8 protein-coding genes are annotated in these 22,554 nt (G+C 64.2%); 6 read left to right on the forward strand and 2 right to left on the reverse strand.

All coding sequences use genetic code 11. From position 1 onward, the window contains the following. The first annotated feature begins 75 nt into the window (after positions 1 to 75). Genes D8U61_RS20735 through D8U61_RS20750 form a run of 4 tightly spaced genes read left to right on the forward strand, consistent with a single transcriptional unit; the run spans position 76 to position 16,625 of the window. The gene (locus D8U61_RS20735; protein WP_130927568.1) at positions 76 to 11,793 is read left to right on the forward strand and encodes a BapA/Bap/LapF family large adhesin; all 11,718 of its coding nucleotides are present in this window, start codon (positions 76 to 78) and stop codon (positions 11,791 to 11,793) included. Between the two features lie 43 nt (positions 11,794 to 11,836). After that, entirely contained in the window at positions 11,837 to 13,273 is a 1,437-nt protein-coding gene (locus D8U61_RS20740) for a TolC family outer membrane protein (RefSeq protein ID WP_122692083.1), read from the forward strand. Continuing rightward, entirely contained in the window at positions 13,270 to 15,432 is a 2,163-nt protein-coding gene (locus tag D8U61_RS20745) for a type I secretion system permease/ATPase (RefSeq protein ID WP_130927569.1), read from the forward strand. Before D8U61_RS20740 ends, D8U61_RS20745 begins: the two co-directional genes overlap by 4 nt. 8 nt (positions 15,433 to 15,440) lie before the next feature. Next, positions 15,441 to 16,625 carry an HlyD family type I secretion periplasmic adaptor subunit gene (locus D8U61_RS20750; RefSeq protein WP_038862077.1) on the forward strand — a complete coding sequence of 395 codons (1,185 nt, stop codon included), beginning with the start codon at positions 15,441 to 15,443 and terminating at the stop codon, positions 16,623 to 16,625. Here D8U61_RS20750 and D8U61_RS20755 read toward each other — a convergent pair whose 3' ends face one another. Together D8U61_RS20755 and D8U61_RS20760 are read right to left on the reverse strand one after the other, a co-directional pair. After that, positions 16,626 to 17,222, reverse strand: coding sequence for a trypsin-like peptidase domain-containing protein (locus D8U61_RS20755; protein ID WP_024012659.1), 597 nt, complete (start codon positions 17,220 to 17,222; stop codon positions 16,626 to 16,628). It lies immediately after the preceding gene. 238 nt (positions 17,223 to 17,460) lie between these two features. Continuing rightward, on the reverse strand, positions 17,461 to 19,350 hold the full coding sequence (locus D8U61_RS20760; protein ID WP_130927570.1) for a sigma-54-dependent Fis family transcriptional regulator: 1,890 nt from the start codon (positions 19,348 to 19,350) through the stop codon (positions 17,461 to 17,463). 246 nt (positions 19,351 to 19,596) lie between these two features. Here D8U61_RS20760 and D8U61_RS20765 point away from each other — a divergent pair, with 246 nt between their 5' ends. Beyond that, positions 19,597 to 21,420, forward strand: a complete 1,824-nt coding sequence (locus D8U61_RS20765; protein ID WP_130927571.1) for an NAD(P)/FAD-dependent oxidoreductase — start codon at positions 19,597 to 19,599, stop codon at positions 21,418 to 21,420. A 114-nt stretch (positions 21,421 to 21,534) separates the two neighbouring features. Next, positions 21,535 to 22,539: an NAD(P)-dependent oxidoreductase gene (locus D8U61_RS20770; protein WP_130927572.1), complete on the forward strand. Its 1,005-nt coding sequence runs from the start codon at positions 21,535 to 21,537 to the stop codon at positions 22,537 to 22,539. Positions 22,540 to 22,554: the final 15 nt, after the last annotated feature.

The raw sequence follows: 22,554 nt of genomic DNA on the forward strand, positions 1-22,554 counted from the left end.
CCCATCCGACACTCCCTATCTATGGTTTTAAAACCATCCGTGGACGTCCGCCCCACCCATTTACAGGGAGTAGTAATGGACAACATCGTCATTGCCGACAAAGCCAATTCTCAGCTCACTGCCCAGAACTGGGGCAATGTTCAGCTCAGTCAGCCTTCAGTTGTACAAATGCCGGTTAGGCCCGATCAATTGGCGTCGACCAGTCGCAGCGGTCAGGATTTGATCGTCAATCTGAAGTCTGGCGAGCAAATCAAAATCTCCAATTTCTTTGTCACCAGCCCTGACGGCGTGCCCAATGACATTGTCTTTCAGGGTGACGACGCGACGCTGTGGCAGGCGCGCTACAGCGCCGAGCCGTTTAATGGCTTTACCTTTGACGAAATCAATTCGCTGGACGAGCTGATCGCTGGCGTCGGTGTGGTGGATGGGGCGACGCCGGCCTGGGCGATTGCCGGGCTTGGCCTGTTGGGCGCGGGTGGTGCGGCGGCCGCTGCCGGCGGAAGTGGCGGCGGCGGAGGGGGTGGCGGTGGTGACGCGACGCCTCCTGCGCCCGCGACCGGATTAACCTTGTCGGCCGATGGCCGGGTGCTGAGTGGTTTTGGCGAAGCTGGCAGTGTCGTTCAGGTACGCGATGCAGCCGGCAACCTTTTGGGTTCCGGAACCGTTGGCGTCGATGGCAGTTTCCAGGTCGACCTGGGTACGCCGCAGAACAATGGTCAGCCGCTCGACGTCACGCTCACCGACCCTGCGGGCAACGTTTCGACACCCGGTACGGTCACTGCGCCGGATACCACCGCGCCCACCGCGCCTGGCAACCTCGCTGTGAGCGCCGATGGCACGCAACTCGGCGGCACCGGTGAAGTCGGCTCGACCATCCAGGTGCGCGCCGCCGATGGCAGCCTGCTCGGCAGCGCCGTGGTTGCGGCCGATGGCACCTTCAGCGTCGTCCTCAGCCCCGCGCAAACCGGCGGTCAGCCGCTGACAGTGAATGCCACCGATGCCGCAGGCAACACCTCGACCGGCGCAACGGTCAGCGCGCCGGAGATCGTCGAACCGACGACGCCAGGCAATCTTGGTTTGAGCAGCGACGGCAGCCAACTGACCGGCACCGCCCGGGCCGGCACCACGATCGAAGTCCGTGCCGCCAACGGCGAATTGCTCGGGCGTGCGGCGGTGGCTGCTGACGGCACTTTCCTGCTGACGCTGACTCGTGCACAGGCCAACGGTGAAACCTTCAGTGTCGTGGCAGTCAACAGCGCCGGTGCGCAATCGCCGGCCATCACCTTCAATGCGCCGGACATCACCGGCCCCGCCGCTGCGACGGATCTGGCCGTGAGCAGCGATGGCCTCTCGGTCACCGGCCGTGGCGAACCCGGCAGCACAGTCGGCGTCACCAATGCCCAAGGCACACTGCTGGGGACAGCTCTGGTCGCCGCCGATGGCTCGTTCACTGTGCAACTCAACGCCGCGCAAATCGATGGTGAGGCGCTGAGCGTGCAGGTCACCGACGCCGCTGGCAACCCTTCGCCAGCAGCGACCGTTATCGCTATAGATCTCGATGGCCTGACTCAACCCAGCGACATCGCGGTGAGCATCGATGGCACGCAGTTGAGTGGGCGCGGCCAGGTCGGTTCGACCGTAACGGTGCGCGACGCCAACGGCAATGTGCTCGGCACGGCCGTGGTGGCGGCGGACGGCACGTTCAGCCTGCAACTGAGCAGTCCACAGAACAACGGCGAAACACTGCAGATCAGTGCCAGCGACGCCGCTGGCAACACCTCCGCGCCGCTGAGCTACGTCACACCTGACACCCAAGGGCCGACGGCCGTCTCCGATCTCGCGCTCGACGCTCAGGGGCAGACGCTCACCGGTAAGGGTGAGTTGGGTGCGTCAGTCACCGTGCGCGATCCGGCCGGCAATATCATCGGCACCGGCACGGTGGGTGCCGACGGTAATTTTACCGTTCCACTTTCCACACCACAGACCGATGCGCAACAACTGCAAGTGATCCAGACCGATGCGGACGGCAATCCTTCGGCGCCGGTCAACGTGATCGCACCCGATCTGACCACGCCGGTTGCCGTGACCGATGTAAGCATTTCCGCCAATGGCGCCGTGGTCTCCGGCGCGGGTCAGATCGGTGCGACCGTTACTGTCGCTGACACCAATGGGACCGTGCTGGGAACAGCTGTCGTCGGCAGCAACGGCCGGTTCGAAGTCACCCTGTCCTCGCCACAAACCAATGGCCAGAACCTCAGCGTCGTGCAGACCGATGGCTCGCCGTCGGGCTCGCTGGCAGTTCCAGTTGAAGCGCCGGATATCCAGGCCCCAACGGCTCCTTCGGATCTGACGCTGAATGCAGGTGGCACTGAACTGAGCGGCACCGGCGAACCCGGTGCCACCGTGTCGGTCAAGGATTCGGCCGGCAATGTGTTGGGCACCGCGATCGTCGACGGCAGCGGCGCCTTTACAGTGCCGCTGAACAGCCCGCAGATCGAAGGCCAGCAACTGCAAGTCAGCCAATCCGATGGCGTGAACGTTTCTCCCAGCACACCACTGACGGCGACGGACACCACCGCGCCGCTGGCGCCGGACAATGTCGTGCTCGCCAGTAACGGCGTGACCTTGACCGGCACCGGGCAAGCGGGCAGCACCGTAACCGTCAGCGCGCCCGACGGCACGGTGCTCGGCACTACGGTGGTCGCCAGCGACGGCAATTTCAGCGTCAACCTGAGCCCGGCTCAGCTCGACGGTCAGGTGCTGAACGTGATCCAGACCGACGCGAGCGCCCTGCCCTCGCCGGCCACGCCGGTCACCGCACCGGACATCACCGCCCCGCCTGCACCGACCGGGCTGGTCGTCGATCCTTCGGGTGCCACCGTCACCGGTACCACGCAACCCAATAACACGGTGCAGGTGCTGGATGCCGACGGCAACGTCATCGGCACCGCGACCGCTGACGGCACGGGCGCCTTCACGGTCAACCTCGACACGGCTCAGACCAATGGCGAAGCCTTGCAAGTCGTGGTGTCGGACGGCGCCAACAGTTCGCTGCCAGGCAGCGTTGCCGCGCCGGACAGCACCCCGCCGGCAGCGGTCAGCGATCTCGCGCTCAACCCGGCCGGCACGCAGGTCTCTGGCCTTGCCGAACCGGGCACCACGGTCACCGTCAGCATTGCCGGCGGTGGCGCTGTGCTGGGCACCGTGACGGCCGATGCGGATGGCCGCTTCGTCGTGACCCTCAGTCCACCGGCCGAGCCTGGCGGCAATCTGGAAGTCATCAGCACGGATGGCGGCGGCAATGATTCGCCCGTCGTGCCGCTGGCAGGACTGGACGGTAGCCAGGTCGCGACCCCGACCGATCTGGCCTTGAGTGCCGATGGTTTCACCCTGACTGGCGCCGGTACGCCCGGTTGCACCGTAACCGTGACCAGCAGCAGCGGCACGGTGCTCGGCTACGGGCTGATCAACAGCTTTGGCCGCTTCACCCTGTTGCTCAGTAGCAAACAGATCAATGCGCAAGTCCTCCAGGTGACGGCCACCAGTCCCGACGGTGACGTGTCGATTCCGGGCACGGTGACGGCGATCGATGGCACAGCGCCGGACGCGGTGAGCAATCTGGCGCTGAATACCAACGGCACGACACTCACTGGACGCGGTGAGGCCGGGGCGACGGTCACTGTCACCGACGCCACAGGTACCGTGCTCGGTACTGCGCTGGTCGCCAGCAACGGCACGTTCAGCCTGACGCTGACGCCGGCGCAGCTCAATGGCCAGACGCTTACCGCGATCCAGAGCGACGCCGCCGGCAACCTGTCGCAACCCGCCGGCATCATTGCCAGCGATCTGCAACCGCCAGCCGCAGCGACTGGCGTTACGATCAATGACGTCGGCACCGTGGTCAAAGGCCAGGGCGAAGCCGGCAGCACCGTGACCGTGCGCGATGCCGCCGGTAACGTGTTGGCCACCGGCGTGGTCGATCAGAGCGGCAATTTCCAGGTCACCTTGCCCAATGCGCAGAACACCGGCGAAACCCTGCAGGTCACTCTGACCGACGCCAACGGCAACACTTCGACGTCCACTGGTGTGATCACCGTCGACGGCACCCCGCCCGCCGCTGTGCAAAACCCACTGATCAGCGCCGATGGCAGCACCCTCAGCGGCACTGGTGAGGCTGGCGCAACAGTCAATGTCACCACCGCCAACGGCACCTTGCTCGGCAGTGCCGTGGTTGGCGCGGACGGCGCGTTCAGCGTGACCCTGGCGCCAGCGCCGACCAATGGTGAGGCGCTCGCGATCAGCCAGACCGACCCTGCCGGCAATGTCTCGCCGTCGACCAGCGTCAACGCACCCGACATCAGCCCACCAGCTGCACTGACCCAAGTCGCGGTGAATGCTGACGGCGTCACCGTCACTGGTCATGGCGAACCGGGCGCCACGGTGTCTGTGCGCAGCGCCGACGGCACCTTGCTCGGCACCGCGCAGGTCGGCAGTGGCGGCGCGTTCACTGTCACCCTCAACGCAGCACAACTGAATGCCGAAGTGCTGACCGTCACTCAGGAAGATCCGCCGGGCAATGTCTCGACGGCGGTTGAAGTGGTTGCGGTGGATCTGACTGCGCCGGCGATCCCGAGCGGCTTGACCTTGAATGCAGCAGGCGTGCAACTGGCCGGTAACGCCGAGGCCGGCAGCACGGTGACCGTACGCGACAGCCAGGGCAATCTTCTCGGTACCACCACGGCGGCCGCAAACGGCACTTTCCAGATTACTCTCAACAGCCCGCAAACCAACGGCCAGTCGCTGAACGTGACGGCCACCGACGCGGCGGGCAATCCGTCAGCCCCGGCAATCGTCAATGCGGCCGATAGCTCGGCGCCGTTGGTGGCGAGCGATCTGGCGGTGAGCGCCAATGGTGCCACCCTGACCGGCATCGGTGAGGTCGGCGCCAGCGTGGAAGTCCGCGATGCCGGCGGTGTTTTGCTGGGTACTGCGACCGTTGCCAGCAATGGCAATTTCAGCGTCACGTTGTCCCCGGCTGCGGTGGCTGGATCGAATCTTTCCGTGGTGCAGATCGATGCTGCCGGCAACACCGGACCGGCGGCGCCGGTGACTGCACCGGGCAATCTGGCGGAAAGTGCACCGACCAATCTGGCCCTCAGCGCTGACGGCCTGACCCTGACCGGCTCGGCCACCGCCGGCAGCACCGTGAGCATTCGCAATGCCTCGGGCGTGTTGCTCGGCAGCGCGCTGGTGGCGGCCAATGGCACTTTCAGCGTCACCCTCAACGCCGCGCAACTCAACGGTGAAGAGCTGTCTGCCGTGGCAACCTCGAGCACCGGCATTAATTCGTCGCCGACCGACTACACCGCTGCCGATATCGCCGCGCCAACGCCGCTCAGCGAGCTGAGCCTAGCACCGAACGGCACGGCCCTGACCGGGCGCGGTGAAGCCGGCGCCACGGTGACCGTGCTCGGCACCGGCGGAGTGGTTCTCGGCAGCGCCGTGGTGGCGGCCAATGGCACGTTCAGCGTCACCCTCAGCCCGGCACAGACCTCTGGCCAGACTTTGAGCCTGAGCCAGGCCGACACCGCCGGCAACGAATCCAACAGCGTCAACCTGATCGCCCCGGACCTGCTCGCGCCCAATGCGCCGGCGGCGCTGGTGGCAAGCACTGACGGCACCTTGCTGTCGGGTACCGGTGAGGCCGGCACCACGGTCAACGTGTACAACGCCGCCGGGGCGCTGGTCGGCACCGGCACCGTGAGTATCGACGGCACCTTTGCGATCACCCTGACCACGCCGCAAGCCAACGGTCAGGCGCTGACCGTGTCGCTGACGGATGCGGCGGGCAACACCTCGGCAGCCACGCCGTTCACTTCGGTCGACAGCACACCGCCAGCGGCCGTTTCGCAACTGAGCATCGGCGGCGACGGCGCAAGCCTGACCGGGCGCGGCGAACCGGGCGCGCAGGTGCGCGTCATCGACAGCGACGGCAACGTGCTTGGCACCGCCGTGGTCAGCGTGACCGGTACCTTCACCCTGCCACTGAACCCGGCGTTGACCAATGCCGAAGTGATCACCGTGGTCCAGGCCGACGCAGCGGGCAACGACTCGCCGGCAGTGAACCTGACCACGCCGGACTTCACCCCGCCTGATCCACTGGACAACGTCGATATCAACTCGTCCGGCGCGCTGGTCATTGGTACTGGCGAACCCGGCGCGACCGTGACCGTGCGCGATGCCAACGGCACTTTGCTCGGCACCAGCGTGGTACTCGGCGACGGCACCTTCAGCGTCACCCTCAATCCGCCGCAGATCAACGAACAGATCCTCAGCGTGCAGCAGGCCGATCCACCCGGCAACGTCAGCGCCCCGGTGACGGTCACCGCCCCGGATCTGACCCCGCCAGCGACGCCGGCCGATCTGCAACTGAATGCCGATGGCGGCCTGCTCACCGGTACCGGCGAAGTCGGCGCCACTGTGCGGGTAACATCGGCGGACGGCACTGAACTGGGCACCGGCACCGTGGGTAGCGATGGTCGTTTCCAGATCACCGTGACTCCGGTGCAAACCAATGGCCAAGCGCTGTTCGTGGTGTTGGCGGATGCAGCCGGCAATGCCTCGCCTGCCGGCACGCTGAGCGCACCGGACAGCACGCCTCCTGCCGCACTGACCGATGTCGAGATCGACGCCAGCGGCAGCCTCATCACCGGCTCCGGTGCGGCTGGCTCGCAAGTGGTCGTCACCAACGCGGTGGGCACCATCGTCGGCACCGGCACCGTCGCGGCCGATGGCAGTTTCAGCGTCATCCTCGATCAGCCTCTGCTCAACGGTGAAGCCTTGTCGGTGATCCAGCGCGATGCGGCGGGCAACCCTTCGCCGATCGTGCCCGTCACTGCGCCGGACATCACCCTGCCCGCTGCGCCCACCGACCTCGTTCTCACCCCTGATGGCCTGACACTGACCGGTACCGGTGAAGCCGGCGCTACGGTGCGCGTGCTCAGCGCGACTGGCACGGTACTGGGCTCGGCAACCGTGACCGCCAATGGCTCGTTCAGCGTGACCCTCAACCCGCCGCAAGTGAACGGTGAGCTGTTGAGCGTCAATCAGACCGATCTGGCATCCAACACATCGCCGGCAGCGCCCGTGCAAGCGGGCGATATCACCGATCCACTGGAGGTGGCCGACCTCAATGTCAGCCAGGACGGCTTGACCGTCACCGGTACCGGCGAGCCCGGCGCAACCGTCACCGTGCTTGACGGCGCGGTGGTGCTCGGCACAGCGACGGTGGCGGCAGATGGCAGTTTCAGCGTCACGTTGTCGGCTGCGCAACTCGATGGCCGCGCGCTCTCGGTCGTGCAGGCCGACGCGCAAAACAACCAGTCCGAGCCCGTACTGGTGGACGCGCCGGACAGCACTGCACCTATCGCACCAACGGTGACATCGCTGACCGGCGCCGGCACCTTGCTCGCCGGGACCGCCGAAGCCGGTAGCACCGTGACTGTGCTGTCCGCCACCGGCACCGTGCTCGGCACAGCGGTGGCATTGAGCGACGGCACCTACACAGTCACGCTGAATCCGGCTCAGGCCAATGGTCAGTTGTTGTCGGTGATCGCGACGGACGAGGCGCAAAACGCATCGCCAGAGCTGCTCTACCCGGCGGCAGATACCACGGCTCCGGATGCCGTCACCGGTCTGACCATCAGCGGCGATCTGAGCCAACTCGCCGGTCGTGGCGAAGCCGGCGCGAGTGTCGAGGTGACCGATGCGCTGGGCAATGTTGTCGGCACCGGCACGGTCGCGGCCAACGGCACATTCCTGATCGATCTGGATCCGGGCATCACTGCCGGCCAGGTGCTGACAGTAAATCAAACAGACGTCGCGACTAATGTGTCCGCAGACGCCGACCTGACTGTTCCGGCAGTGCCAGCCCCGGCTGCGCCGGACAATCTTGTGCTGACAGCCGACGGCGTGACGCTGACCGGCACGGCGGCGATCGGCACCACCATCAATGTCTACGCGCCGGACAACAGCCTGATCGGCACCGGCGTCACCGGCGCGGATGGCACGTTCAGCGTGGTGCTGACGCCTGCGCAAACCAACGGCGAAAGCCTCGAAGTCACCGCCAACACTGCGCTGGGGGGTGCCTCGCTGCCGACTGAAATCACCGCAGGTGACACCTCGGCGCCGGCGCCGCTCAGCGATCTGGCGGTCAATGCCAACGGCACAGTCGTTACCGGTCGCGGCGAAGTCGGCGCGTCGGTGACCATCACCGGCGCGGGCGGCGTGGTGCTGGGCAATGCGACGGTTGGCGCCAATGGCACCTTCAGCGCGCAGCTCAATACCCCGCAGGTCAACGGTCAGGTGCTCAATGCGACACAGACCGATGCGTCCAACAACAGCTCATCCGGCCTTAACGTAACCGCGCCCGACATCACCCCTCCGGCGGCGCCCACGGCGCTGGTACTCAGCGGTGCCGGTCTGGTGCTCGGCGGGCTCGGTGAAGCCGGCGCCACCGTCACCGTGCGCGGTGCTGGCGGCACGGTATTGGGCACGGCGACGGTGGCGGGCAATGGCTCGTTCTCGGTGACCTTGTCATCGGCACAACTCAACGGCCAACAGTTGAGCGTCACGCAGAGTGATGCGGCGGGCAACGTTTCGCCGGTTACCAACCTCAGCGTCGCCGATACCACCGCGCCGGCGCCGCTGAGCAATGTCAGCCTGAACGGCACCGGTCTGGCGGTCAGCGGCACGGGTGAAGCCGGCGCGACCGTCAGCGTGACCAACGCAGCCGGCACCGTCCTCGGCACCGCCGTGGTCAATGCTGGGGGCACCTTCACCGTGCAACTGTCCAGCGCGCAACTGAACGGCCAACAGCTCAACGTCCAACAGGCCGACCCGACGGGCAATCTGTCGCAGGTCTTCAATCTGACGGCCCCTGACGTGCAGGCGCCGATTGCAGCCAGCGGTCTGACGCTCGCTGCCAACGGTCTGACTTTGAGCGGTACGGGCGAAGCCGGTGCGACGGTCAACGTCTACGGCCCGGGCGGCGCGCTGATTGGCACCGCCACCGTAGGCAGTGGCGGCACGTTCAGCTTCAACCTGAACACCGCGCAACTCGACGGGCAGCTGTTGACCGTGCGTCTGGTCGACTCGGCCGGCAACCTGTCGCCCAACGCCAGCCTGACAGCGCCGGATATTACCGCACCCGGCGCGCCGACCGGCGTCAGCGTCAATGGCAGCGGCACCGTGCTCACTGGCGTCGGCGTGCCCGGTTCGACCATCAGCGTACTCGGCGCCGGCGGGGTGGTTCTCGGCACCGCAACCGTCGCCGCCAACGGCAGCTTCTCGGTAACACTGGCCTCGGCGCAGATCAACAGCCAGGTACTCAGCGTCACCCAGGCCGATCCGAGCGGCAACGTATCGGCAGCGGCGACCGCGACGGCGCCAGACCTGACGCCTCCAGCGGCGGCCACCGCGCTGCTGGTCGGTGCCGACGGCCTGACCGTCACCGGTACCGGCGAAGCCGGCGCAACCGTGACCATCAAGTCGGCCAGCGGCACCGTTCTGGGCACCGGCACGGTCAACAACCTCGGCGTGTTTAACGTCACCCTGAGCAGTGCGCAGATCAACGGTGAAAACCTCACCATCAACCTCAGCGACGCACGCGGCAACGTTTCGGTAGCCGCCAACGTCATTGCGCCGGACGTCGACGTTAACGCGCCCGTGGTCGCCAGCGATAACCTCGCCGTCGGCACCGTCACCCTGGTTCCGGTCACCGCGTCGCAGACCTTCAACGACTCGTTTACCACGCTACTGGCCGGATTCTCGAAAACCTTCACCTTCACCGTGGCCGGCGGCACGCGTCTTGATCCGACCCTGACGCTGACCACCAGCAGTCTGATTTCGCTGATCGATGGCGTGGTCTATACCCTGCAAGTCAAGGATGCCAGCGGCAACTGGGTGACTCTGGATGTCAATGGCAGCGGCGGCCTGCTCGACCTGATCGCGCTCGCTGGCCAAGGCGTGCGGGTCGACATCGGTAACCTGCTGTCAGGCGATTATCGACTGACGGTTTCGAGCACCGGCATCGGCGTGCTGACCACGGTCAATACCCAGCTGCAACTGGATGTCAGCAGCCTGACCCAGTTCAACGGCATTGCCGGGCCAGCGGTGACCGGCAACGTCATCACTAACGTCGGTGTCGATGGCACGGCCGATCAGACCGGCCCGGACAACGGCGCGCAGTTGCAGATCTTCAAGAACGGCGCCTGGGTCAGCGCCGGGGCCGGCACCACGGTGCAAGGGTTGTACGGCACGCTGACCATCGACGCCAACGGCAACTACAGCTACAAACCGAACGGCAGTGTCGGCAGCGTCGGCAAGGTCGACGTGTTCAATTATCAACTGGTGCACCCGAACGGTTTGAGCGACACCGCCAATCTGTATGTGCGCATCGACAGCCCGCAAGCCAGCGAAGTGTGGAATGACGCCAACCTTGGCAGCCCGGCACTGGTGGTGGATGCCACAGCGGACATCGCCTCGACTGACGTCACCCTGATCAACCGTGAAGTCACCACCAACTCAGCCCTCGGCACCTTCAATGTGCTGCTGGGCGGCGGCAGCGGTAACTACAACACGGTGGTCGCGGCCGATACCGTCAGTGACCTGACCGTGGTGGTCAATTCGAGCAACCTGTTGGCGCTGCTCGGTTCGATGACGGTGGGCCTGTACAAACTCAACACGGCGACCAACCAGTACGTGCTGGTCAAGAGTTACGGCGGTAACGCCTTGGTCAATCTCGGCGGCGGCAACTACGGGATCAAGTTCGACGACCAGACCGCCGGCAGTTATCAGGTGCGGGTGGCCGTGGGCGGCCTCGGCCTGCTGACCAGCGTCAACACCAGCCTGATCAACGTCGCGACCTACAACAATCAGTTCGTGGTCGGCAGCTACACGCCGGTATCGGGCAATCTGCTCACCGACACCGCTGGCGGCGGCGCCGATGTGTTGGGCTCGGTCTATACCTTGCTCAGCGTGCTGGTCGCTGGGAGTTACGTCGCGCCGGGTTACAACGGCGTCTCGCTGGTCGGCAACTACGGCACCCTGGTGGTCCAGGCCAACGGCAACTACACCTACACGCTCAAGGCCGGCCTGACCGATGCGGTGATCGGCCAGGAAGACACCTTCACTTACCAACTCACCCACCCCAACGGCACCGTGGATACCGCGACGCTGACCATCGACCTGAACAATGCCGGCGCATTCGCCAGCACCGCGTTCTCGGCACTGGCCAGCGATGACCTCGGTCTGGCCCATGCCACTGGCAGTGACTTGATCCAGGGCACCGAGGGCAACGACACCCTCGACGGCTCGCACGGTGGCGCCGTGACCCTGCAAGGTGGCGGTGGCGACGACACGCTGATCATCGCCGATCAGCAGTTCACCTCGGTGGATGGCGGCAGCGGCACCGACACCCTGCTCTGGGCCGGTGGCGACGTGTCGATCAACCTCGGCGATCTGCAGAGCAAGATCCACAACGTCGAGATCCTCGATCTCAACCATTCCAGTGCGGTTGCGCTGACACTGAATCTCAGCGATCTGCTGGCGATCACGTCCTCGGACAACAACACCCTGCTGATCAAGGGTGACGACAGGGACAGCGTGCACATGACCGATGGCTGGGTCGCCGATGGCACGCAACAGGCCGACGGCATCGACTATGTTCAATACACGGCACAGGAGGATCCGAGCCACCACTTGTGGGTACAGAACGGCATTCAAGTGGTTTGAAACAAGACATCAAACGTTGGTCTCTCAACAGTAAGGGAAGTCTGTGGAGTCAGTTTTTCGCCAGAAATGGCCGGTGGTCCTGTTGACCATCGGCCTCTACCCCGCTTTCACCGTCGGCGTTCGCGCCGACGACAACCTCGACAGCAGCTTGCGCAGCATCAGCCCGTCGCAACTGCAACAACCGGCAGGCAATGAAAGCCGTCAGCGCCCTGCCCCTGCTCTGAAAGCATCCGCCGATGCGGACGCGTTGGGGCTGGAACAAGCGGTCAGGCTCGCCGTGGACTGGCACCCACGCATCGGCGAGGCCATCGGCACCCTGTTCCAGCAAGGCGAAGGGGTCAACGTCGCCGAGTCCGGTTATTACCCGCAGGTCACCGGCGGCATCAAGGGTGGCTACACCAGCGGTTACGGCAGCGATGCCGGCAGCCAGTCGGTGAACATTTCCCTGAAACAGATGCTGTATGACTTCGGCAAGGTTTCCAGTTCGGTCGACGCCGCCCGCGCCCGGGTGGCGCGCAGTCAGGCCGGGATTCTGCTGGCGATCGACGACATTGCCCGCGACACCGCCAGGGCCTACATCGAGGTGCAGCGCTATCAGCGTCTGCTCGAGGTTGCGCGCGAGCAGATTCAGGGCATCGGCGGCATCGTTGATCTGGCCAAACAGCGCAGCGACATGGGCGCCAGCACCCGCTCCGATATGGTTCAGGCGCAGTCCCGGGCCGAAGGCGCGACGGCGACGTTGCAGGAATTCAAGGCGCAATACGCACGCTGGCAAGCGACCCTGACCAGTCTGCTCGGACGGCGCACGCCGCCGGCAGTCAGCGACGCCGCCGCGCCGACGTTGACTCAGGCCTGCGACGCCTCGCAGATCTCCGACACCCTGCCCGCCGTCCTCCAGGCCGCCGCGCAACGCACTCAGGCCCAGGCCGAGCTGGCCCAGGCCAAAGCCGAGGCCTACCCGACCCTGTCGCTGCAACCGTCTGTCAACCAATACCTGGACGACCACTACGACGATCAGAACTCGCGCGCCGATCGCACTCAGGTCGGGATCTTCCTCAACCTCGAAGTGCCGATCTATCAGGGCGGTGCGATCAGTGCGCGCAGCCGCGCCGCCGGGCATGCGCTGACCGCAGCGGATTCGGCCGAAGACTTCGCCCGCCTGCAAGCGCGCCAGGGTCTGGCCGAAGCCCAGGCGCAAACCTCGGGCCTGAACCGGCGGCTGCGCTCGCTGGAATTTCGCCAGACCAGCATCACCGAGGCGCGCATGTTGTATGGCCGCCAGTACCTGGAACTGGGCACGCGGCCGCTGCTCGACCTGCTCAACGCCGAGCAGGAAATCCATCAGTCGCGCTTTGATCTGGTCAACACCCAGGCTGATCTGCAACGCCTGCAGATCGACTGCTTCTACAACAGCGGTGCGATTCGCCGGGTCTTCGGCATCGACCACAGCGCCATCCAGAATGTCGAGATCCTGCCATGACCGATGCCAGCATCACTGTTCCCGAACCCGCTGCTGCCGAAGCTCGCGAAGATTATTCACCGTGGCTGGAAGCGGTGTTGAAGGTCGCCCGTCACTATCGCCTCGACGTCTCGCCGGAAAGCGTGCGCCTGGCCTCGGTGCACAGCGAAGGCCGCGTCGAAGAAGTGGTTCGGCACATGGCGCGTCAGGCCGGTTTGAGCGTGAAATTCGCGGTATTCGACAGCAAGAGCCTGAGCCGCTGGCGCACGCCGCTGGTGGTGCAACTGCGTGATGGTCAGGTCGGCGTGCTCGAAAGCATCGGTGAGACCGGAGAGCTGGGCATCTGCTTCAGTGGCGATCAAGGTTTGCAAAGTCGCATGGAGGCTGGCGCGCTCGCCGAACAGGCATTGCGCACGGTGATTCTGCGTCCGACGCAACCGGTGGCGGACGTGCGCACCAACGATTACATCAAGCCCTACGACGAGCACTGGTTCCGGCGCATCGTCCTCACCGATCTGCGGCCCTACAGCCAAGTGATGATCGCCTCACTGGTCGCGAATCTGCTGGGCATGGCCGGGGTGCTGTTTTCCATGCAGGTGTACGACCGGGTGATTCCGGCCGAGTCGCTGCCGACCCTGTACGTGTTGTTCGGCGGGGTGATGCTGGCGCTGCTGTTCGATTTCGTCATGCGCATTCTGCGTCTGCGCATCACCGATGTGCTGGGCAAGCGCGCCGATTTGCGCGTCTCCGATCTGGTCTTCGGCCACGCTTTGCGCCTGCGCAATTCCGCACGGCCGAAATCCACCGGTTCGTTCATTTCGCAATTGCGCGAGCTGGAGCAGATCCGCGACCTGATCACCTCCAGCACCGCCACGGCACTGGCGGACATGCCGTTTTTCCTGCTGTTCCTGCTGGTGTTCTATTTGATCGGCGGGCCACTGGTGCTGATTCCACTGGTGGCGCTGGTGTTCATGTTGCTCCCCGGGATCATCGTGCAACCGCGTCTGGCGCGACTGGCCAATGCCTCAATGCGTGAAGCTGCGCTGCGCAACGCCATGCTGGTAGAAAGTATTCAGGGCCTCGACGACATCAAGGCATTGCAGGCCGAGCAGCGTTTCCAGCAACAGTGGAACCAGTACAACGCCGCCTCGGCGGACAGCAGCCTGCGCCTGCGCACCTTGACCAACAGCCTGGTGGCGTGGACGCAGAACGTGCAAGGCGGAGTGTTCGCAGTGGTCATCGTGTTCGGCGCGCCGATGGTGATTGCCGGCGACCTGACCACCGGCAGTCTGGTCGCGGCGTCGATTCTGTCGTCGCGGATGATGGGGCCGATGGCGCAACTGACCCACGTGCTCACCCGATGGCAGCAGGCCAAGGTCGCGCTCGAAGGCTTGAACCGGATCATGCAGATGCCGGTGGATCATCCCGAGGGCAGCCAGCGCGTGCACCTGCCGGCGATTCGCGGCGACTACCGCATGCGTCAGGCCAGTTTTCGCTACAGCGAGGAATCGACCCCGGCGCTCAACAACATCGACCTGAGCATTCGGCCCGGCGAGCGCATCGCCCTGCTCGGCCGCAACGGTGCTGGCAAGTCGACGTTGCTGCAAGCACTGGGCGGCGCGATGGATCTGAGCAGCGGTGAAACCACTCTGGACGGCATCGCCCTGGCACATCTGGATCCGGCCGATCTGCGCCGCGACGTCGGCCTGCTGTCGCAACAGGCGCGACTGTTTCATGGCACCTTGCGCGACAACATCACCCTTGGCGCCGGTCAGGCCAGCGATCAGGAAATCATCGCCGCGCTGAATGTCACTGGCGCGCTGGACTTTGTTCGGCAGCTGCCCAAAGGCATGGATCACCTGGTGCTTGAGGGCGGCCTGGGTTTGTCCGGAGGTCAGCGTCAAAGCCTGTTGCTGTCACGCTTGTTGATCCGTCAGCCACAAGTGCTGTTGCTCGACGAACCGACGGCCGCGCTGGATGACGTCACCGAGCGTCTGCTGCTGGAAAAACTCGCGAGCTGGACCCAGGGCCGAACGCTGGTGGTTGCCACGCATCGGGTCAGTGTGTTGCAACTGGTCGAGCGGATCATCGTTCTCGACAATGGACGCATCGTCATTGACGACCATCGCGACGCGGCTCTCGCGCGGCTGCGCGCACCGGGGAAAGGAGTGGCGGTATGAAGCCGATGATGACCGACGTGCCGGACCCGATGTCCTACCTCGACGGCCGCGATGAGCGCGCTCTTGCCGGTGGCGCAAAGGTGATCTGGGGTTGCGCGCTGATGCTCGCCTGCTTCATTGCCTGGGCCGCGTGGTTCGAGATCGTCGAGGTCTCGACCGGTACCGGCAAAGTGGTGCCCAGCTCGCGCGAACAGGTGATTCAGTCAATGGAGGGCGGCATTCTTGAGCAGCTCAATGTCAGCGAAGGCGCATTGGTCGAGCGCGGGCAGATACTCGCGCAATTGGACCCGGTGAAGAACCAGTCCAACGTCGGCGAAAGCGCGGCCAAGTACCGCGCGGCGCTGGCCAGCGTCAACCGCTTGCAAGCCGAAGTCAGCGAAAAGCCGCTGACCTTCGACGCATCGCTGCAGGAGTTTCCCGATCTGATCCGCGCCGAAACCGAGCTCTACCAGACCCGGCGCAAAGGTCTGGCAGAAACCCTCGACGGTATTCAGAGCTCGCTGAAACTGGTACGCAGCGAACTGGCGATCACTGAAAACCTGGCGAAAATCGGCGCCTCGAGCCGGGTTGAAGTGCTGCGCCTGACCCGTCAGCGCTCGGAGCTGGAATTGAAGGCCACCGAAGCCCGCTCCGATTACATGGTCCGCGCCCGCGAAGACCTGGCCAAGGCCAACGCCGAAGCGCAGATGCTCGAAGCGGTGATCCGTGGTCGCACCGATTCACTGTCGCGCCTGACCCTGCGCTCGCCGGTGCGCGGCATCGTCAAGGACATCGAGGTCAGCACGATTGGCGGCGTCATTGCGCCTAACGGCCAGGTCATGCAGATCGTACCGCTGGATGAACAACTGCTGATCGAGACGCGTATCTCGCCGCGCGACATCGCCTTCATTCACCCGGGCCAGGCGGCGAAAGTGAAAATCACCGCCTATGACTATTCGATCTACGGCAGCCTCGACGGCGAAGTGGTGACGATCTCGCCGGACACGATTCAGGACGAAGCCAAGCCGGAGATCTTCTACTACCGCGTGTTCATCCGCACCGCTTCGGATGAGCTGCGCAACAAGGCCGGCAAACGCTTCGCCATCGTGCCCGGGATGATCGCCACGGTAGACATCCGTACCGGCGAAAAAACCGTGCTCGACTACCTGATCAAACCACTCAACCGCGCCCGCGAAGCGTTGCGCGAACGCTGATCAGCGGCTGGCCAGTTTGGTCGCTGGTGGCGTCGTTGGTGTGATGCTGGCCTGATAGCGCGACCACTCGCGATTGATCTCCGCGTACGGCAGGAAAATACTCACGCGCGGTTGATCGAGCAAGTCCTTGCGCTTGAGGCGGCTGACATCGTCACGGGTGAGAAACGCCACGTTGATGCCAACCACTTTGCCATCGGCGGAAAACACCGGCCCGCCGGACATGCCTTTGGCCAGCGCGCCATTATGGGTGCCGTAAAGCACATTGCCCTCTTTGACGTCGAGGCGAACCATGGCCGGCAACGCCTGGCCGGTGCCCTTGACCGACATGTACAGCGAATTGAACCCCACCGAAGTCAGCTCCTCGCCCGGCTTGTAGCCGCGCCACGCCGGCACGCTATTGGCCTTGTGACGGAAGAACTGCACGTCTGCCTGCCCCTGGAAAACCGTGCCCGACAAGTAAGGAATGTGCTTCACCGTCACGGCGAAGTCTTCATTCCATTGCACAGCCGAACCCATCAGCACGTACGGCAAAGGCGCGCCGGAGTGAACGACAAAGGCTTGGTCTAAAACAGGATCCTGAACAAAAGCGACTGGCATTCCATTGCACCCGCTGAGCAGCAACGACGCTGCAACAAGTGACTTGAGGGGGCGCATTTTCGGTACATCTTGAAGTGAGGAAAGGTGCTGCAATATGTCATTGCGCCATCACTTTGGGCAATAGGCTCAGCCTACCGCTTGTCGGCGTGCGATATAGTGGATCAATGATTGGATCCAAGCAATTTTCCGGCAATACGCGCAATCAACAGCGAATGAACGCAAATGATCGCGATTGTCTTCAACCAGGTCGATTGATCCCATGCTGACGAAGCTTGCGGTACAGCGTATTGCGGCTAATCCCCAGACGACGGGCAACTCGCGCGACATGCCAGTGTTCAGCTTCAATCAAGCTGAGCAGAGTTTGCCGTTCGGATACGCCCAGTGGATCGTCAACAGGTTGGTCGTCACTTGCGGGCAGTAACTCGTGCACGTCCTCCAGCGTGACCCGGCCTTCCACTGCCAACGCCACCAACGTCCGCAAACAGGTGCGCAATTGCCGGACGTTGCCCGGCCAGGGCTGCGCCAGCAAGCGCTCTCGAACTCCCGCTTGCAGCCGCACAGTGGCGCCCGCCGCTTCTTCGCGCAGCAGCAGGTCGAGCAGACGGCCCTTGTCGGAACGCTCGCGCAGCGGCGGCAGTTCCACGGCGAAACCGCCAATGCGATAGAACAGGTCCTCGCGCAGGCGTCCGTCGGCCACGCAGGCTGGCAGATTCTGGTGACTGGCGCTGATCAGGCGTACATCAAGCGGTCGCGGCGTTGCGCTGCCCAGCGGCACAACCTGGCGCTCTTCGAGTACGCGCAGCAGACGGGTCTGTAGCGCGAGGGGCATGTCGCCGATTTCGTCGAGAAACAGAATGCCGCCATGGGCCTGCTCAAGCTTGCCGACCATGCCGTCCTTGCGCGCGCCAGTGAAGCTGCCGCCGCGATAGCCGAACAGCTCGCTTTCAATCAGCGTCTCGGGGATCGCCGCGCAGTTGATCGCGACAAACGGCTGGCCGGCGCGGGAGCTGGCGCGATGCAGCGCTGCCGCAAAGGCCTCCTTGCCGGTGCCGGTTTCACCCTGCAGAAACACTGGCACGTCACGCTCCAGTACACGCAACGCGCGAGCGAATCCGCGTTGCAGGCGCGGGTCTTCCAGGCATACGCGCTCATCCTTGATTGGCGGGACAGGTGCAAGCGTCAACGGCGCGGAGCGGATCGGTTCGCGCAACTGGCCGTAGAACAAGCGCCCGTCGGCCAGGCGCATCGGCCAGCAGACGTGCGTCTGAGCACTGGCCTGATCGAGCAACTGCTCCATCGGCGTTTCCAGCAACATGGTCAACGACTGCCCGACCATCTGCTCGCGGCTCAGGCCCAACAGATCCAGCGCCGCCGCATTCACCGAACAGATCCGCGCACTCTCGTCGAAGCTGAGCAGGCCTTCACCCAGCAGCCCGACAAACCCGGCATCGGGATGAAACCGGAGCAAATAGCGCTGCGGATCGTGGCCAAGGAAAAAGCAGCTCTCGATCAACCTGGCCGACAGATTGGTCAGGGCCATGGCCTTGAAGCGTTGCTCAAGGCTGCTTTCCTCGCGCACGGAGGAAAGGTTGAGCACCGCGAGCAACCCACCGCTGGCGTCGAATATCGGGCTGGCCGAACAGGTCAGGCCGACGTGCTGACCACGGAAATGCTCGTCGCGGCGAATGGTCACGTGCTGGCGCTCGACCAGGCAGGTGCCGACACCGTTGGTGCCCTCGTGCTCCTCGCTCCAGACCGAGCCGAGCCACAGCCCGGAGCGCTGGAACTCGCCGCGTTCGGCTTCGTTGAACACGCTGTCGATCGCCACGCCGCGCGCATCGGTGAGCAGCACGACATGGCCGTCACGTCCCAGTTGCTGGTGCAGGCTGTTCATCTGCCAGTGCGCCACGGAAATGATGTGTTCCAGCGGCGCACGGTGTTCGCGCAAACGCGCCTGTTCGAGCACGTCCGGCGCGCGGCGGCTGGCCGGATCAAGCTGGTATTGATCCAGGCAGCGCCGCCACGAACGGGTGATCGCCAGGTCTGCCGCCGCGCTGTGGCTGGCAACAGAGCCCTGCACGGCTTGCAGTACCTGGCGCGCGTGGGCGTTGATCGAGGCCGGTTTCATTGTTGTTGTTCTCCGCTTCGGTGAAGACACGGGTGTGTCCGCAGCTTAGATGAAAAGCTCGTTGCGGGGGAATTTCGCGCCGAGTGACACAGTGTCATCCGCGATTCTCGAATTTGTGACATGTCGCCTGCGCCAAGCCTTGTCGGCCTTTGCATCAAACGCTCTGGCCCGCGCCTTTCAATGAGATGGCCCAAGCCTTGCTCTGATGCCATGGCTTACCAAAACAACAAGATCGGGAGTGGCCCCATGAACATCGCTATTGAAACCCCTTTGCAATCGCCAACAGCGCAACTTGCGGCCTGGGTCGAACGCCTCGGCGAACGTCTGGCGCAACGAGATGTGGACGGCACGCTGGAGCTGTTTGCCGAAGAATGCCACTGGCGTGACTTGCTGCTGTTCAGCTGGAACCTCGTCACCCTGGAAGGCAAACCGGCGATTCGCGACATGCTCGAAACACGCCTTGAGCAGACCCGGCCCGAACGCTGGCAACTCGAAGGTGAAGCCACGCTCACCGATGGCGTGCTTGAAGGCTGGATGAGCCTGGAAACCGACACCGCGCGTGGCAAAGGCTACGTGCGCCTGAAGGACGGTCTGTGCTGGACTTTGTTGACCACCATGCGCGAACTCAAAGGCTTCGAAGAACCCAACGGCCGCCGCCGGCCGATGGGCGCGAGCCACGGCCATGCCCACGCTGACAAGCGCAACTGGCTGGAGCGCCGCCGCGATGAAGAAGCGGCGCTGGGCATTACCACGCAACCGTACTGCCTGATCGTCGGCGGCGGTCAGGGCGGGCTCGGCCTCGGCGCAAGGCTCAAACGCATGGGCGTACCGACGCTGATCATCGACAAAGCCGAACGCCCCGGCGATCAATGGCGCGGCCGCTACAAGTCACTGTGCCTGCACGACCCGGTCTGGTACGACCACATGCCCTACCTGCCCTTCCCCGACCACTGGCCGGTGTTCACCCCGAAAGACCAGATCGGCGACTGGCTGGAGATGTACACCAAGGTCATGGAACTCAACTACTGGCCGCGCACTGAATGCCTCGGCGCTACGTTTGACGAAGAGACTGGCCGCTGGACCGTGGAGGTCCTGCGCAACGGCGAGCCCGTCACCCTGCAACCGACGCAACTGATCCTCGCCACCGGCATGTCTGGCGTACCGAATGTGCCGGTGTATCCAGGCGCCGAAAACTTCCAGGGCCAGCAACATCACTCCAGCCGTCACCCCGGCGGCGATGCGTGGAAAGGCAAGCGCGCAGTGGTCATCGGCGCGAACAATTCAGCCCACGACATCTGCGCCGATCTGGTGGAAAACGGCGCCGAGGTGACCATGGTGCAACGTTCGAGCACGCACATCGTGCGTTCAGACAGCCTGATGGAACTGGTTTTCGGCGGGCTTTATTCCGAAGAGGCGCTGGAGTCGGGGCTGACCACGGACAAGGCCGACCTGCTGTTCGCCTCGATTCCGTACAAGGTCATGCCGCAGTTTCATCGACCGATCTTTGACGCGATCAAGGAGCGCGACAAGGACTTCTATGAACGCCTGAGCCGGGCGGGTTTCATGCTCGATTTCGGCGATGACGAATCGGGTTTGTTCATGAAATACGTACGCCGTGGCTCGGGTTACTACATCGACGTCGGCGCCTCGGAACTGATCGCCAACGGCACGATCAAGCTCAAGAGCGCGCCGGGCCTCGGTGTCGAACGCATCGAAGCGGATGCGGTGGTGCTCACCGATGGCAGCCGCTTGCCGGCCGATCTCATCGTTTATGCGACGGGTTATGGCTCGATGAACGGCTGGGCCGCGAAGCTGATTTCTCAGCAAGTCGCCGACAAGGTCGGACGCTGCTGGGGCCTGGGTTCCGGCACCACCAACGACCCCGGCCCGTATGAAGGTGAACTGCGCAACATGTGGAAGCCGACCCAGCAGCAGAACCTCTGGTTCCACGGCGGCAACCTGCATCAGTCACGGCACTATTCGCTGTATCTGGCGTTGCAGTTGAAGGCCCGTTTCGAAGGCCTCGACACCGATGTCTATCGCCTTGCACAGCGGCATCATCTGGGCTGATTCCTCAAGTGGTCGTTCGTCGGTGCGCAGGCCAAGCGCACCGGCGAACTGGAAAGTGCGTGCTAGGGTGTGTAGCCCAAGCACGTTTCAATCCAGGAAAAATGAGGAGGATTCATGCCACTTCATCCCATTCTGTTCATGGGCGGCTCCGGCGCCATCGGCCACCAGACGGCTCGCGCATTGCGCGCAGCGCATCCCGACGTCCCCTTGCTGATCGGCGGACGCGACCTCGCCAAGGCTCAGCAAACCGCCGAGCAAATCGGCAATGCCCAGGGTGTGGTCATCGATGCTCGCGCAGATGATCTGGGGCTGGGTGATCGCCCGGTCAGCGCCATCGCCTTGTTCTACATGGACCATGCCCTCGCCGGGCTACGCTTTGCGCAAAAGCGCAAGGTGCCGCACCTGAGCATCTCTTCCGGCGTGTTCGAAATCGCCCCGCAAATCGCCAGTTTCATTCACACCCACGACGCGTCGCCCATTGTCCTCGGCTACGAATGGATGGTCGGTGCCACCACGGTGGCAACGCTGCACCTCGCCAAGGCATTCGCCCGCGTGCACGACATCCGCATTCATGCACTGGTCGACGAACAGGACGGCGGCGGCCCGACCGTCGCCGTCGATTTCGAACACCTGAACAAAATGCTGCCCGCCGCACTGACCCGCCGCGACGGCAAATTCATCTGGCGCGAAGGCGACGACGCCAAGGTCAGCTTCCGCGCCGTCGACGGCACAATCATGCAGGGCGCCGGCTTTTCCTCGATCGACGTCACCGGCCTCGCCGCCGCCACCGACGCCCCGAACGTCGAGTTCAACCTCGCCAGCGGCGTCAGCTCGACCCGGCGTCAGGGTCAGCCGATGTCGACGGAAATACTCATTGAACTTGAAGGCACGGATCACGAGGGCCAGCCATTGCGCACACGCCACGCCGTAGTTCACCGATCAGGCGCAGCAGCGTTGACCGGGCTCAGCGTGGCCATGTTGCTGGAGCGACTGGTTGGGCTGGATGGGCAAGCGCCTGTGAGGCCCGGGTTGTATTTTCCGTATCAGTTGCTGGACGCGCAGGTGTTTTTACAGCGGCTGGAAAAAGACGATGGCGAGCTGATCGAATTGGACGTGTGACCCCCCTGGACAAAG

Source organism: Pseudomonas sp. Sample_14 (assembly GCF_004307515.1).
Classification (GTDB): domain Bacteria; phylum Pseudomonadota; class Gammaproteobacteria; order Pseudomonadales; family Pseudomonadaceae; genus Aquipseudomonas; species Aquipseudomonas atacamensis.

Excerpts from the sequence above, each read along its gene's own strand:
- D8U61_RS20765 (WP_130927571.1), top strand. The coding sequence starts at position 19,597 with ATGAACATCGCTATTGAAACCCCTTTGCAATCGCCAACAGCGCAACTT.
- D8U61_RS20735 (WP_130927568.1), top strand. The coding sequence starts at position 76 with ATGGACAACATCGTCATTGCCGACAAAGCCAATTCTCAGCTCACTGCC.
- D8U61_RS20750 (WP_038862077.1), top strand. The coding sequence starts at position 15,441 with ATGACCGACGTGCCGGACCCGATGTCCTACCTCGACGGCCGCGATGAG.
- D8U61_RS20770 (WP_130927572.1), top strand. The coding sequence starts at position 21,535 with ATGCCACTTCATCCCATTCTGTTCATGGGCGGCTCCGGCGCCATCGGC.
- D8U61_RS20760 (WP_130927570.1), bottom strand. The coding sequence starts at position 19,350 with ATGAAACCGGCCTCGATCAACGCCCACGCGCGCCAGGTACTGCAAGCC.
- D8U61_RS20755 (WP_024012659.1), bottom strand. The coding sequence starts at position 17,222 with ATGCCAGTCGCTTTTGTTCAGGATCCTGTTTTAGACCAAGCCTTTGTC.
- D8U61_RS20745 (WP_130927569.1), top strand. The coding sequence starts at position 13,270 with ATGACCGATGCCAGCATCACTGTTCCCGAACCCGCTGCTGCCGAAGCT.